This is a genomic window from Bacillus sp. FSL L8-0193 (assembly GCF_037976065.1).
Classification (GTDB): Bacteria; Bacillota; Bacilli; order Bacillales; family Bacillaceae; genus Bacillus; species Bacillus paralicheniformis.
This window is the reverse complement of sequence record NZ_CP150261.1, coordinates 1,016,246-1,029,605: the sequence shown is the minus strand read 5'-3', so window position 1 is coordinate 1,029,605 and position 13,360 is coordinate 1,016,246. Positions and strand designations below refer to the sequence as shown.

Genomic DNA, 13,360 nt, shown 5'->3' with positions numbered 1-13,360 from the left:
AAGCGGTAAATTTGTTTTTACCTCTGCACAACAAAATAAATAGTTAACAAGATTAAATATTAGTTAAAGTAATAAAGAATGTCAATAACCTTGCACTTAAAATTTTGATTTAAATATTTTCCAAACAAAAAACCTCCGCTGCCGGAGGTTTCAATCGCGTTTTTTCATGTATATTGATGCCGTTCTTCATTGCTGAAGAAGCTCTTCAGAGCCTGAAAAACATCGGCTTTCTGTTTCAGCACATAATACTTGAATTTTTCGTTTTTAATATTTTTGTAGGCTGACATTAACGTTGAATGTCTGTTGTACTGGTTGACTTCGCCATAGCAAAAGATATTCGCTTTCTCCATAATCTCTCCGACAAGCTTAACGCAACGCGCATTGTCGGATGTCAAATTATCGCCGTCCGAAAAATGAAACGGATAAATGTTATAGCGTGTCGGATGGTATTTGTCTTCAATCAGTTCGAGGGATTTGCGGTATACAGATGAACAAATCGTGCCCCCGCTTTCCCCTTTCGAAAAGAAATCTTCTTCTGATACCACTTTGGCTTCAGTGTGATGGGCGATAAACTCAATATCGACCGTTTCATACTTTGTCCGTAAAAAACGTGTCATCCAAAAGAAAAAGCTTCGCGCCATATATTTTTCCCAAACGCCCATCGATCCGCTCGTATCCATCATTGCGAGCACAACGGCTTTTGATTCCGGCTTTACGGAGTCATTCCACGTTTTAAATTTTAAGTCTTCGGGGTAGATCGGATAAAATGAAGGTTTTCCCGTCATTGCATTTCGCTTAAAAGCGCTGAGCATCGTTCTTTTCTTATCGATATTACCGGTCAAACCCGTTTTGCGGATATCGTTGAACTCAATATCTTCGACAACGATATCATCCCGTTCTTTTTGTTCTAAATTCGGCAGTTCCATTTCGCTGAAGAGCGCCTCTTCCAAATCGATTAACGAAACTTCCGCTTCATAATAATCTTCACCGGCCTGATCGCCCGCTCCCTGGCCTTTGCCGGCGCCCCGTTTATCCGAACCGTCCCTTGCGACGATATCTCCTACCTCGCTGTCGCCGTCTCCTTGGCCGGCATGTTTATTTTTATCATAGTTATAGCGGATTTTATACTCATCTAACGATCGAATCGGAATTTTGACAACATCTTTGCCGTTGGACATAATAATGCTTTCTTCTGTAATCAGGTCAGGCAGATTGTTTTTGATCGCGTCCTGCACCTTTTTCTGGTGACGCTGTTGGTCATCATACCCTTTTCGGTGGAGGGACCAGTCTTCCTGAGAAATAATAAAATGGCCATTGTCTTTATGGGACATGAATTCCCCTCCTTATTGATAATCCCCTTAAATGGCTTCGGTTTATAGCCCTGCGGATGCAAGTCTAAAATGTTTATTGTTATCTTATGCAGGTGCAAATAACTTTTGACAAACAATTTTGAAAATGGGACAAAAGGACCCGCCCTTCTCCGGACGGGTCTTCAAGTTACCGGTTTAATAAGCTTCCTACATATTTTAAGAGTTCGTTTGCGCTAGTCGAGTTGTAGCCGTGCTCATCAATGAGACGGGCGACGACCTCGTTGATTTTCTTGAGCTGCTGTTCGTCCGGCGTTTTTGTCGATGTCGTGATTTTGACGACATCTTTCAAGTCTGCGAACAGCTTTTTCTGAATGGCTTCTCTGAGCCGCTCATGCGAATTATAGTCAAACCGTTTCCCTTTTCTTGCATAGGCAGAAATGCGAATGAGAATTTCTTCGCGGAATGCCTTTTTCGCATTTTCGGAAATGCCGATTTGTTCTTCTATTGACCTCATCAGCTTTTCATCCGGATTCATTTCTTCTCCCGTCAGCGGATCGCGAAGCTTAATTTTATTGCAGTACGCTTCGACATTATCAAGATAATTGTCCATCAGCGTTTTCGCAGATTCCTCATAAGAGTACACAAACGCTTTTTGGACTTCTTTCTTCGCCATTTCGTCGTATTCTTTTCTGGCGGCGGAAATAAAGTTCAAATAACGCTCGCGGTCTTCTGCCGAAATCGATGGATGCTGGCTAAGCCCTTCTTTTAAAGAACGGAGGACATCAAGCGCATTGATCGATTCCATGTTTTTGCGGATGATCGTCGACGAGATCCGGTTGATGACATAGCGCGGATCGATTCCGCTCATTCCTTCGTCAGTGTATTCTTTTTTCAAATCCTCGACATCGACAGAATTGTAGCCTTCAACACTCTCTCCGTCATACAGCCTCATTTTTTTGACAAGATCAATGTCTGACCGCTTCGGCTCTTTCAGCCTCGTCAAAATCGAAAACATCGCAGCCACTTTTAGCGTGTGCGGCGCAATATGAACATCAGACACATCGCTTTCAGCGATCATTTTTTCATAAATTCTTTCTTCTTCTGATACTTTTAAATTATATGGAATCGGCATGACGATAATCCGCGAATGGAGCGCTTCGTTTTTCTTATTGGATATAAATGAACGGTATTCGGTTTCATTCGTGTGGGCTACGATCAATTCATCCGCTGAGATGAGCGCGAACCGGCCCGCCTTGAAATTCCCTTCCTGTGTAAGCGATAAAAGATGCCAGAGGAATTTTTCATCGCATTTCAGCATCTCCTGAAATTCCATCATTCCTCTGTTCGCTTTGTTTAATTCTCCGTCGAACCGGTATGCGCGCGGATCGGATTCCGATCCGTATTCGGCAATCGTCGAAAAATCAATGCTTCCCGTCAGATCAGCGATATCCTGCGATTTAGGGTCCGACGGACTGAACGTGCCGATCCCCGTCCGTTTATCCTCTGAAAAAAAGATTCTTTCAACCTTCACGTCTTCTATTCTTCCGCCGTATTCCTGTTCCAGCCTCATCATGTTCAAAGGGGACAGGTTGCCTTGAATACGGATGCCGTATTCATTGTAAAAATCGTCCCGCAGATGCTGAGGAATTAGATGAAGCGGATCTTCGTGCATTGGACAGCCCTGAATGGCGTAGACAGCCCCTTCATCTGTAAGAGAGTATGCTTCAAGCCCCCTTTTCAGCATGGTGACCAAAGTCGACTTTCCCCCGCTGACAGGCCCCATCAAAAGCAGGATTCTTTTTCTGACATCAAGGCGCTTCGCGGCCGGATGAAAGTATTCTTCAACAAGGCGTTCCAAAGGCTCTTCAAGACCAAACAGCTCTTTGTCAAAGAAGCTGTATACTTTTTTCCCGTCTTTCTCTTCAATGCCGCTGTCTTTAATCATATTGTAAACGCGGGAATGAGCAGATTGCGCGACAGTCGGATTTTCCTTTACGATTTCCAAATATTCAGCGAAGGTTCCTTCCCATTTCAGACGCTGCTCTTCCTCTCTATACTGTTCAATCTTTTTTAATATATCCATAAGAACCTCCTATATGATGATAAATGCAAGGTGCCAAGTGAATCACTGTTACATTCAATCTATGCGGAGATGTCCCTTTAGATGCTTTTCATATAAAAAATGAAATGTACTTTCCTCGAATTGACAAGGATGGAGCAAACCATTCATAATAAGAGCAGAAAAGTTCCGTCCGCAAGTGCTCCTGCGGTACGGCTGATGGCATCGGTGCAGATGACAACAAGGGAATAAGGATGAGGAGGGATTTTAATGAGAACGTTGATCATGATGGGGGTCATCCTCGCGTTCCTCGTATCCATTTTTACTGCCGGATACGAAAGCAAACCCGGCAAATAAAATTCAAAGGAAAAAGGATGGCTCACTTTTGAAGCCATCCTTTTTTCGTAACATAACACTGTTTCATTCCTGTTGATCTTCATTCACTTCAGACTTAGGAGATACCCGGCAGCTGCTTTTGTATTCAACTTTCTCAATCTTGCATCCGGGCCCTATATGCACGCGGTTTCCCCTGACCATGCGGGCCTCCGTGTTTTCCAGGTAAATATCATCTCCTTCGATTGTCCCTGCTGAGAGAAAACCTCCGTTTCTATTAAACAAGAGCCCGCGTTTTTTGCCAATCTTAATATGCGTGCCGCCGATATCGCCAATCGAACTGTTTCCGAACTTTAAGCCGATGTCAATCGCGCCGGCGTTCAGCAGACCCTTTACGTCCAAGCTGCCCGTCAGTGTAAAATCCTCTGCCTCACAATCGCCTCTTACGTTCAGTGCGCCTTTGACATCGCACGTTTCAGCCGCCATATTACCCCCGATATTGATAATGCCTTTTACGGCTGCATCGCTGATGTCGGCGTCCTCAGAAACATCCGCCGTCCCGTACACTCTGGCTTTGTCAGCTTTCAGCCTCCCCCGGATCTCTGTTTCCCCGTGTACACTAAAGCTTTTGATTGTCGCATCGCCTGACAATTCGCTTGTGCCGTGTGTACTGAATTTTTCACATTCAATGTTTCCTGTGATCGTTCCTTCACCTCTGATGAGAACATGATGGAATGATCCGCCTCCGGCATTTCCGGAGCCGTGTATTTTCAAGTCGTGTTTCTTCATGTCCTATCCCTCCGCTATATTTTCCTCTTCTCTCCGACTTTTGCCGTTTCCGCCACCCGGATATCTTCCTTATACTCAATCAGGCCGATGTCGCAATTTTCGCCGATGATAACCGAATTGCCCCGGACAACTTTCGCGGCCGTATTGGCGAGTTCAATTTGATCCCCTTCAATCAGCTCGGCAGACAGTCTCGGAGGAGAAATAAGCGGCGTTAAAAACGAGAACAGCTTCGATTGATGTGCAGTGCAGACGATCCGCCGGCACCCGATTTCTTTCACTTTACTTTCACCGCCGTGAACCTTAATCTCAATTTGTTCCGCGTTTAAAAGCCCGTCGATTGTAAAATAGCCTTCCGCAGTAAAATGTTCCACTTCGCAGTCTTTGCCGATTGACGTTTTTCCGCGAACGATTGCTTCGTCGCCTTTCACATGTCCGCTAATGCCGGCATAGCCTAAGACTTTAAGCTGTTCTGCTTCGACATCGCCATCCACCTTTGCAGAACCGTCGATTCTGACCTTGGAAGCTGCGATTGCGCCGTTTAGTTTGGCGTGGCCGCTGATTCTCAGCTCCCCCGCTTTCACGTCTCCGTTTACAGTCCCGGTGCCGCTGCAGCTGAACCTTTCGCAGTCAATATCGCCGTTAATCGTTCCTTTGCCGTTTAATTCAACCGTTTGATACGTGCCTCCGCCTGAACTGCCAAATCCGTTTATCAATAAATTCTCCATCTTTTGATCCTCCATTTACATGAATTTTGTTTTCAATTCTTCGCTGCTCGCTGCCAGATTGATGTCAGCGGCGACCTTGACTCCTTTTTCCAACACGATGCTGCCCTCGGTGATCAGACATGTTGCAATGCCGAGCTTCCGAAGCACAATCAGCCTCCCTTTGTTCTCCGCCTCGTGTGACATGATGACATCCAGCACCATTTTTCCTTCATCCAGGCTGATGTCGCCGGATTGGAGCAGGCCTTCCAGCACATAAGCCGCAAGCGCTTCTGTCAGATGAAATGGATCATCGCGCTTTCCGGTGCATTCTTCAAAAAACGTCATGACCGCTTGTGAAACGATGCCTTTTTCAAGCAGTTCCCCGCGGCTCGCGCTAAGTTCGGACAGACCGGGTGTAAACATTTCCGCCATTTCATCAAGGGAAAGATTTTCTTTCATGCTTTGAATGGTTTCGATTCTTTTTAAAATGTCTTCCTTCGGAAAAAACGTTTCTTGTCCGGTGAACGTCGATTTCCGGATAAACCACTCTTCCGGTATTAAATTTTTCCGTTTCCATCTATAGAGCTGCCCGTATGAGATCGAAGTCAAATCCAGCAGCTCTTTTTTTGAAATTAAATCATCCTGAACCATCTGTTTCAGCTCCTTTACACACATTGTAACATAACACTGTTACATTAGAAAGTAAAAAAAAGAACCCTCTGTTAAAAAGGGCTCTTTTCCTGATAAAGCTTAAGTCAAATCTCTGTAATTCTGCTGGCGAAGCGCCTCGTACACGAGGATTGCTGCAGTATTTGATAAGTTCAGTGATCTGACATGCTCTGTCATCGGCAGGCGCAGACAGCGATCCATGTTTTGTTCGATCAGCTCTTTCGGCAAGCCGTTCGTCTCTCTTCCGAAGACAAAGAAGTGATCTTCGTTTTGATCTGAATAATCAAATGAAGTGTGCGGTTTTTGACCGAATTTTGTAATGAAGAAAAAACGGCCGTCAGGATGGGCATTAAACAATTCGTCCAATGAGTCGTGGTAGACGACATTGACGAATTCCCAATAATCAAGACCTGCCCGCTTGAGCATTTTATCGTCGGTTGAAAAACCGAGCGGTCTGATTAAATGAAGCGTTGTATCTGTTGCTGCACAAGTCCGTGCGATATTTCCTGTGTTTGCAGGAATTTCTGGTTGATATAGTACGACATGCAATGCCAAAAGTATTCACCTCTGTTTTTCTGATCCGCTGTTTATTATACCACTCATTACGATTTTGTCGTATCATCTGATATATGAAAAAACGCATATCGAATCGATGAAGTATAAGCAGGCGAATCCTCGTAAGACCAGTACCTCATCCGGCAGTCGTGCGTTTGCGCGTTCACCAGCGGCATATTGCTTTTATCCTTTGCCGTCACAAGAGCCACGTGGTCAAATCTTCCGTCTCCGTTAAAATCATAGCAGATGACATCGCCTTCGATCAGCTCTTTCGCGGCCCGCTTTTGAACCGCTCGGAGGCCGGCTTTTGACTGCTTCAAAAAGGTTCTGAGCGAATGAGCGACAGTCCAGCTGTAACTCCAGGAATGGTTTTGCATCCACCAGCCTTTTCCTCTGTTCGGATAGCCGCGCATCGGCGCATCTCCCGCCCTTATGCACTGGGAAATAAAGTTTGTGCAATTGTCTTCAAAGTTTTTGTAAGCGGGATTTCGTTTATTCCAATACGTTTCTGCATAGCGCACCGCGGCCAGCCGGTCATAGCGGAACGCCCTTCCCAGCAATTCGCGCATCTCATCATCGCCGCTTTCAGGGTCAGGATAAGACTGTGCGGCCGGACGCGGGGCCTTGGAGTCTTTGATGACCATCTGATCATACAAAATGGCGCTTCTGTCTTCAATATGTTCTTCCATATACATATCATCCCCGTCTTTGCACAAGTATGCGGTATGGGTTTGATAGTTCACATGCGACGCGCCGTCTTCATCAAGCCAGTGCTCTTTTACAGCTGCTTTTATATTGGCCTTCACGATCTGCACGCCGCGTTTTTGAAAAAGCCTCCGCTTCCGTTCAATGATTTCAAAACCCCCGGCATCCCGCCAGTTTGTTTCATCTTTTCCGTTGATTAAGTAATGAAGTCTGGCTTTCAGGAGCTGCTCGATGATCTGTTTCAAGGGCTACACCACCATATGTTTGTTAATTCATTTCTCATCATTAAACATATGTCAGGACAGCCCTTAATTAGTCGCACTCGTTTCTTTTAAAAGAGCGATGCCTTTTTGGATTTCAGCTTTTGCTTCTTCATCCTGCTCGTGCGCGAGCGCGCGCTCCAATTCACCCATCACATCTGCTCCGCCGATCTTTCCGACCGCCCATGCGGCGGTTCCCCTGATGACCGGTCGCGGATCTTTGTGCATCAGCTCAATCAGTTCAGGGAGAGCGTCCGTTTCTTTAAAATGGGCAAGTGCGATAATCGCATTTCTCTGAATCGGCTTTTTGCCTCTCCATGAGCCGGCCACGTGGCCGAACTTTTCTTTAAATTCGCGATTCGACATCGTCAGAAGCGGTTTTAAAAGCGGCTTGGCAATCTCAGGGTCCGGCTCCATTTCAGGATGCAGATGAAAATCGACCCCTTTATTTTTCGGGCATACCATCTGGCACGTATCACAGCCGTAGATCCTATTCCCGATTTTCGTACGGAACTCGTCGGGCAGAAAACCTTTTGTCTGCGTCTGAAAAGCGATGCAGCGCTGGGAGTTGAGCTGCCCGGGGTTGACGAGCGCACCGGTCGGGCATGCCTCGATACATTTGTTGCATGAGCCGCATTGATCTTCGATTCTCTCATCAGGCTCGAACGGAATATTCGTAATCATTTCCGCCAAGTAAACGTAAGACCCGAATTCAGGCGTAATGATCATGCAGTTCTTTCCGCTCCAGCCGATGCCCGCGCGCTCTGCGACAGCTCTGTCCGACAGCTCACCGGTGTCAACCATCGATTTCGTTCTGACATCGCTGCGCTGCGCTTTCAAAAATTCTTCCAGCTGATCAAGCTTTTCCCGCAGGACATGATGATAATCCTTTCCCCAGGAAGCTCTGCAAAAGATGCCCCTCCGTTCGCCTTTCTTGCTTCTCGGCGCATCTTTCATTTTTGAAGGGTAAGCAAGGGCGATGGCGATGATCGATTTCGCCTTCGGCAAAAGCAGATCCGGGTTCGTCCGCTTTTCAAGATCGGGTTCTTCAAAGCCTGATTCATAGCCGAGGGTCCGGTTCTCAATCAATCGTTCTTTTAATGTTTCAAAAGTATCTGCACTGGCGAACCGGATTTTATCGATGCCGATTTCCTGTGCGAATTCGATGACATCCTGTTTCAGTTTTTTCACATCCATCGTGCAGAGCCTCCTTTCTTTGTTTTCGTTTTCGCTCTCTGTATAATAGAGTGTACCATGACACGGGAGATGAATTTAAATTGGAACTTCGTTTGCAAATCGCGCCTGCTATTTTAAACCGCATTCCTTCATTTAAGGTTGGCGCTGTGTTATATCAAGATATTGAGATCACCGGCTCCCCGCAAATGCTCAAAGGCCGGCTCCGCCTTTTTCAGGAATCGCTGTTTTTTGACTATGCCGATCGCAGTCCCGAAGATGAATCGGCCGTTAAAGAATGGCATGATGCCTTCCGTGAGCTGAACCCGTCTTATTCAGGACGGGAAAGCGGACTCGAACGGATGCTGAAAGATATCAAAGAACAACGCTTTGTTGAGCCGGAAAATTCAGCGATTGATCTGAGCCGTTTTTTCTCCCTCAAATATTTGATACCGGTTCATATATATGATGCCCGGAAATTAAACGGTCCGATCAAAATCGAACCCGGAAGTCCCGGCGAGATCATCACGTTCTCCGATGATGCTGGAGCATTCGGCACGATCACCGGAAACCTCAGCCTTCATCATGCAGGAACGGATACAAAAGATGCCTTGCAGCTCGTCTTTTTCAGGCCCTCATTATCTATAGAAGAATCCCGCCGCCTGCTCGAGTCTTTAACAAAAATGTTCGAACAAATTCACGGCGGCGAACATATCTCAACCGTCTTTCCTTAAAAACCTGTTCTTAAAGAGAGCAGGTTTTTTACGATGATTTCATACATGAAAAAACGCAATGCTTCGTTTAATCTGAGAAACGAAACACTGCGTTATAAACAGTATGTATGGAGCGGGTGATGGGAATCGAACCCACGACATCAGCTTGGAAGGCTGAGGTTTTACCACTAAACTACACCCGCATATGATCTCTAAAAACAACATCATCGTTTTGACTTTTATTATGTTACACGTTTATTAAAATTTCGTCAAGGGTATATTAAAAATTTGTCGAAAAAAAGCCGCCGATATGAACATCGGCAGCTTTTTTCCGGACATTGACAGATTACCAGCTGGATTTCTTCACACCTGGTACCTGGCCTTTATATGCTAACTCTCTGAACGCGATCCGCGACATTTTAAACTTTCTCATATATCCTCGCGGCCTTCCGGTCACTTCGCAGCGGTTATGCAGCCTTGATGGCGCCGAGTCGCGCGGAAGCTTGCTCAAAGCTCTGTAATCGCCTTTTTCTTTTAGTTCTTTTCTGAGTTCCGCATATTGTTCAACAAGCTTTTGGCGCTTTTTTTCTTTAGCAATTTTTGATTTCTTGGCCACTCTGAGTATCCTCCTTCTCAATAAAGCGTAATGATTACGATTTAAATTTATCACAACCCGTCTTCCGATGCAAATAAAAAAAGCCTGCCTCAAGTAGCAAGCTCTTTTAAGATTCACCCTTTTTTTTCTGATAAATTGATGAAATCGCGGCCGTTATAATAAAAATGCCGATAAACAGCCCGATCATAATGAAGAAAAAGTTGGGCTTCACCTGGAATGAAAAAGCCGATTCGCTCTCCATGACAAACGACAAACTGTTAAACAGGATATCGTTGCTCGTTTGATTTGAAAAAAGATGATAAAACAAAAGCGCAGCCGCAAGCATCGGAAATGCGAGAAAGCTTGAGAAACTGGCAAAGATTAGTCCCTGCTTTAAAGAGTTTGTATTCATGATGATTTACCTCCAATTCCTCTGATCATCAGCTGTTTCATAATCGACTTTCCGTCACCCATAAACGGAAGCAGATACATCATATGCAGAGCATAAGTGGAAAAGAACAGAAGCATGCCGACCGAGACCGCGTTTTCCTGAAGAAAAAAGATCGTAAACAGCACGCCAGCTATTCCGAGCGCCCCTGGTATAAGCGGCCCCAACGCCGTAATCCAAATCGACTTTTTATCATACGGCGATATGACAGGCCTGATAAATTTGACGGACATCATATCAGCCGCTAAAAACCCTTGAGGCCCGTTTTTTCCGACAAATTTCCGGTGCGCGATGCCGTGCACCACTTCATGAAGCGCTGTGCCGGTGATCAACCCGAAATAGATGACGGAAAAATAAGCGGCAATGCTGATGATTGAACCGTCCGGAACGAAAATGTAAGCCGAAAGCGACAGCATCAAAAAGACGAGCCAGAAAACAATAATTTTCTTAGAAATCACATGAAGAAATTTCATGTACAAAAACAGAAATGAATCAGAATCGCTTGAAAACCTTTCCTTGTAGCGAATATGGTACTGGCCGAAAAACTGATAGAGAAAACCGAGGAAAGACGGGCGTTCACCGTACTTCCAATTGATTAAATAGTTGCGGTTGAGCCCTGTCAGCAATTGGTGCAAATCCTTTAGCAACACCTCTTCACTGACGCGAAAGACGCCGGCCAGATCCCCGGCTATCTCCAGTTCGTCTTTTTTTCCGTCGACTTCTTTCAGCATTTGATAGGCTGTCGGATTGATGGGAAAATCCGCATCGAGATCGCGATCTGAAATATGCTTCCGATCCAGCTTCACATGCTCTGGAAAATAGGGAATTTTTTTGATTCCGACCAGTGCTTTCAACATCCTAATGATCATAATGGTACCTCCATTTAAACCCTCCGTATAACAGCAGGATCAGCAGTAATTCGAGACACGGTATGAGAAACAGCAGCGCTTCGCCCGTGACTTTATCGACCGCATAATTCACGATGAAAAACAGCGGAATCATAAAGATGAGGAGCATTCCGAAAGAGAAGATCCCCATATAAGGGTTGTTGCGGTCAAGCGGAAAAATAATGCCCGCTAAATAGAACATCGCAATTGCGTTTAATAGCACGGCAATCGTCTTTACGAAGACCGCAAAGCTCTCAGGAAAAGTCCACGTCAACACGGAAAACAAGCAGAGTTGAATGAGGCCAAGCACACACAGCCCGAGATACTTTGACCACAAAACCGTTGTTATTTTCAAGTGCATCGCCTTGTACACCTGCATCATCCGCAGATCATTCCCATATGAATTGAAGGCGATGATGCCCGTCACGCCTCCAAGCACCAAATAGCTCTCCCCGGTAAATCCGAACTGAAATTTGTATTTTAAAAAGCATAGAGCCAAAAGTAAAAAAATGAAGTTTAAAATATTTTCTTCATTTCTGGCCTGTGATTTTATTTCTTTCACCGCCAAAGACAGCGGTTTTGACGACGGGATTTTAATAAATGAAAACAGTTTGGATGATTTTTTTTCAGTGAGGATCGGCACAACATTCAGCGACATAAACGAAGCAGTTACTGCGGCTGCCAAGATCAGCACCACCAGTATAATTCCGGCGCCTGCCGACTGACCGTTCAGCACGAGAAACAGCGGCGCTGCAAAATATGTCAGATTATAATCAAAGGTTGAATAAGCGTTCTGAATCTTCCCCAGATCAAAAGAGGTGAATCCGTAAATAACAGCTAATACGACAAGAACAAACATTGAAAAAAATTTTTGCAGCGGAAAACCGAATTTCAAGATCACCATATACACCAGGTTATAAACAAGGTTGAGAAGCGAAAAGAAAAAAATGATCTGCACAAAAAGCAGGGCAAAAAACGTAAAAGCAAACCAAAAGCCTACACCGCTGGCGACAAAATTCGGAATCAGCAGAATAGACATGATAAACAGGACAAGGAATGAAACCGCGCCGGCAAACGGAATAAAATATCCGAGACTCCTCTCGAAAGCCGTCAGCGGGAACCAGCTCAGCTGCATGGAGAAGCTGTTCTGTTCAGGCGTCCTTACTTTAAATAAAATGAAGAAAACAAACGTAAAAATCGAGACGTTCATGAACATTGAAATCACGAACAACCCGAGTGAGCGAATTTCTCCATTCAGAAAAGCGCTTAAAAACATCCCCGTAAAGCTGTAGCCAATGATGCTCCCCATCGCAACCGCCAAAATTAAAAAAAGGGCGGCGATCATTTTTTTGGTGCCGGTATTTAAGAGCTTGCCCATTTCCTTCTGCCACATTTTCAGCATCATTTTAGAAATTTCGAATGATTTGATCAAAATGCGCACCCCTATCACTCAGCATCGAAGCTTTCAAGAACACTTCTTCAAGCGAATTACAGCTGTATTTAACCTTTAATTCTTTGACTTTTCCTTCATCCATCTTGACGCCTTTGGAAATAATCGCAATCTTATCGCACAATTCTTCCGCAGAAAGCATGTCATGAGTCGCAAGCAGTATCGATCCTTGTGTGGCCGCATAGCGCTTCATCAGCTTTTTCGTATTGATGACCGCTTCAATATCAAGCCCGCGAAACGGCTCATCCATGATGACAAATTCGCTCTCCAGCATAAAAGCAGCGATCAGCTGCGTCTTTTTTTTCATTCCGTGTGAGTACGTTTCAATCGGCTCCTGCAAAGCCTCTTTCATATCGAAAAGCTCAATTAATTGTCTCCGCTTTTCATTTGATGTACAATTATACATAGAAGAAACAAAATCCAAATATTCGGCAGCTGAAAGGGCATCCGGCAAAAGCAGTTCATCGGGAACATACGCCAGCTTTTGCTTGAATTCCGCCGTCGTGTTCTGCAGGTCATCCAAAAGAATGGTTCCTTCACTAGGCGTAATGATTCCTAAAATGGAATTAATAATCGACGTCTTTCCTGAACCGTTCGGACCCGCTATCGCGACAATCTGGTTTTTTTCAATCTTTATATGAAACCCGCTAACGGCAGTCACATTGTTTTTATATGTTTTAGATAGGTTATCTATAATAAACATAATGCCT

The 13,360-nt window shown here is 44.9% G+C and carries 15 protein-coding genes and 1 tRNA gene; 1 reads left to right on the top strand and 15 read right to left on the bottom strand.

Annotation, left to right across the window (positions count from 1 at the left end; genetic code table 11):
- Nucleotides 1–164: 164 nt before the first annotated feature.
- From yhbH to queG, 9 genes are all read right to left on the bottom strand, one after another.
- Nucleotides 165–1,331, bottom strand: coding sequence for a sporulation protein YhbH (gene yhbH, locus MHH76_RS05105; RefSeq protein ID WP_020450675.1), 1,167 nt, complete (start codon nt 1,329–1,331; stop codon nt 165–167).
- Between the two features lie 166 nt (nt 1,332–1,497).
- Nucleotides 1,498–3,393 (bottom strand): serine/threonine protein kinase PrkA, encoded by a 1,896-nt coding sequence (prkA, locus tag MHH76_RS05100; RefSeq protein WP_020450674.1) that lies wholly within the window; start codon nt 3,391–3,393, stop codon nt 1,498–1,500.
- Nucleotides 3,394–3,536: 143 nt separating this feature from the next.
- Complete coding sequence (locus MHH76_RS05095; RefSeq protein WP_125897635.1) at nt 3,537–3,752, bottom strand: hypothetical protein; 216 nt, start codon at nt 3,750–3,752, stop codon at nt 3,537–3,539.
- A gap of 37 nt (nt 3,753–3,789) precedes the next feature.
- Entirely contained in the window at nt 3,790–4,491 is a 702-nt protein-coding gene (locus tag MHH76_RS05090) for a hypothetical protein (RefSeq protein WP_035339144.1), read from the bottom strand.
- 14 nt (nt 4,492–4,505) lie between these two features.
- Nucleotides 4,506–5,216, bottom strand: a complete 711-nt coding sequence (locus tag MHH76_RS05085; protein WP_043054248.1) for a polymer-forming cytoskeletal protein — start codon at nt 5,214–5,216, stop codon at nt 4,506–4,508.
- Between the two features lie 15 nt (nt 5,217–5,231).
- Nucleotides 5,232–5,846 carry a YhbD family protein gene (locus tag MHH76_RS05080; protein WP_023856473.1) on the bottom strand — a complete coding sequence of 205 codons (615 nt, stop codon included), beginning with the start codon at nt 5,844–5,846 and terminating at the stop codon, nt 5,232–5,234.
- Between the two features lie 99 nt (nt 5,847–5,945).
- Nucleotides 5,946–6,419 (bottom strand): tRNA (uridine(34)/cytosine(34)/5-carboxymethylaminomethyluridine(34)-2'-O)-methyltransferase TrmL, encoded by a 474-nt coding sequence (gene trmL / locus MHH76_RS05075; protein WP_020450670.1) that lies wholly within the window; start codon nt 6,417–6,419, stop codon nt 5,946–5,948.
- Nucleotides 6,420–6,466: 47 nt separating this feature from the next.
- Nucleotides 6,467–7,369, bottom strand: a complete 903-nt coding sequence (locus MHH76_RS05070) for an amidase domain-containing protein (RefSeq protein WP_025811863.1) — start codon at nt 7,367–7,369, stop codon at nt 6,467–6,469.
- A 63-nt stretch (nt 7,370–7,432) separates the two neighbouring features.
- Nucleotides 7,433–8,581, bottom strand: coding sequence for a tRNA epoxyqueuosine(34) reductase QueG (gene queG, locus MHH76_RS05065; protein WP_025811864.1), 1,149 nt, complete (start codon nt 8,579–8,581; stop codon nt 7,433–7,435).
- An 80-nt stretch (nt 8,582–8,661) separates the two neighbouring features.
- Between queG and MHH76_RS05060 the strand changes: the two genes are divergently transcribed.
- Nucleotides 8,662–9,291 (top strand): hypothetical protein, encoded by a 630-nt coding sequence (locus MHH76_RS05060; protein WP_023856471.1) that lies wholly within the window; start codon nt 8,662–8,664, stop codon nt 9,289–9,291.
- A 108-nt stretch (nt 9,292–9,399) separates the two neighbouring features.
- Here the strand turns inward: MHH76_RS05060 and MHH76_RS05055 are convergent.
- From MHH76_RS05055 to MHH76_RS05030, 6 genes are all read right to left on the bottom strand, one after another.
- Nucleotides 9,400–9,473: transfer RNA gene (locus MHH76_RS05055), tRNA-Gly, on the bottom strand.
- A 143-nt stretch (nt 9,474–9,616) separates the two neighbouring features.
- Nucleotides 9,617–9,886: a 30S ribosomal protein S14 gene (gene rpsN, locus MHH76_RS05050; RefSeq protein ID WP_023856470.1), complete on the bottom strand. Its 270-nt coding sequence runs from the start codon at nt 9,884–9,886 to the stop codon at nt 9,617–9,619.
- 106 nt (nt 9,887–9,992) lie between these two features.
- Complete coding sequence (locus MHH76_RS05045; protein WP_011197680.1) at nt 9,993–10,277, bottom strand: hypothetical protein; 285 nt, start codon at nt 10,275–10,277, stop codon at nt 9,993–9,995.
- A complete protein-coding gene (locus MHH76_RS05040) occupies nt 10,274–11,182 on the bottom strand; it encodes a PqqD family protein (RefSeq protein WP_020450665.1) in 909 nt (302 codons plus the stop codon). Before MHH76_RS05040 ends, MHH76_RS05045 begins: the two co-directional genes overlap by 4 nt.
- Nucleotides 11,172–12,641: a hypothetical protein gene (locus MHH76_RS05035; RefSeq protein ID WP_031305077.1), complete on the bottom strand. Its 1,470-nt coding sequence runs from the start codon at nt 12,639–12,641 to the stop codon at nt 11,172–11,174. The genes MHH76_RS05040 and MHH76_RS05035 overlap by 11 nt, the downstream gene beginning before the upstream one ends.
- The gene (locus tag MHH76_RS05030; RefSeq protein ID WP_020450663.1) at nt 12,607–13,353 is read right to left on the bottom strand and encodes an ABC transporter ATP-binding protein; all 747 of its coding nucleotides are present in this window, start codon (nt 13,351–13,353) and stop codon (nt 12,607–12,609) included. The genes MHH76_RS05035 and MHH76_RS05030 overlap by 35 nt, the downstream gene beginning before the upstream one ends.
- Nucleotides 13,354–13,360 lie beyond the last annotated feature (7 nt).

Bases quoted from the DNA above. Each gene is read 5' to 3' on its own strand.
- yhbH (WP_020450675.1), bottom strand. From the start codon at position 1,331: ATGTCCCATAAAGACAATGGCCATTTTATTATTTCTCAGGAAGACTGG.
- prkA (WP_020450674.1), bottom strand. From the start codon at position 3,393: ATGGATATATTAAAAAAGATTGAACAGTATAGAGAGGAAGAGCAGCGT.
- MHH76_RS05090 (WP_035339144.1), bottom strand. From the start codon at position 4,491: ATGAAGAAACACGACTTGAAAATACACGGCTCCGGAAATGCCGGAGGC.
- MHH76_RS05085 (WP_043054248.1), bottom strand. From the start codon at position 5,216: ATGGAGAATTTATTGATAAACGGATTTGGCAGTTCAGGCGGAGGCACG.
- MHH76_RS05080 (WP_023856473.1), bottom strand. From the start codon at position 5,846: ATGGTTCAGGATGATTTAATTTCAAAAAAAGAGCTGCTGGATTTGACT.
- queG (WP_025811864.1), bottom strand. From the start codon at position 8,581: ATGGATGTGAAAAAACTGAAACAGGATGTCATCGAATTCGCACAGGAA.
- MHH76_RS05045 (WP_011197680.1), bottom strand. From the start codon at position 10,277: ATGAATACAAACTCTTTAAAGCAGGGACTAATCTTTGCCAGTTTCTCA.
- MHH76_RS05040 (WP_020450665.1), bottom strand. From the start codon at position 11,182: ATGATCATTAGGATGTTGAAAGCACTGGTCGGAATCAAAAAAATTCCC.
- MHH76_RS05030 (WP_020450663.1), bottom strand. From the start codon at position 13,353: ATGTTTATTATAGATAACCTATCTAAAACATATAAAAACAATGTGACT.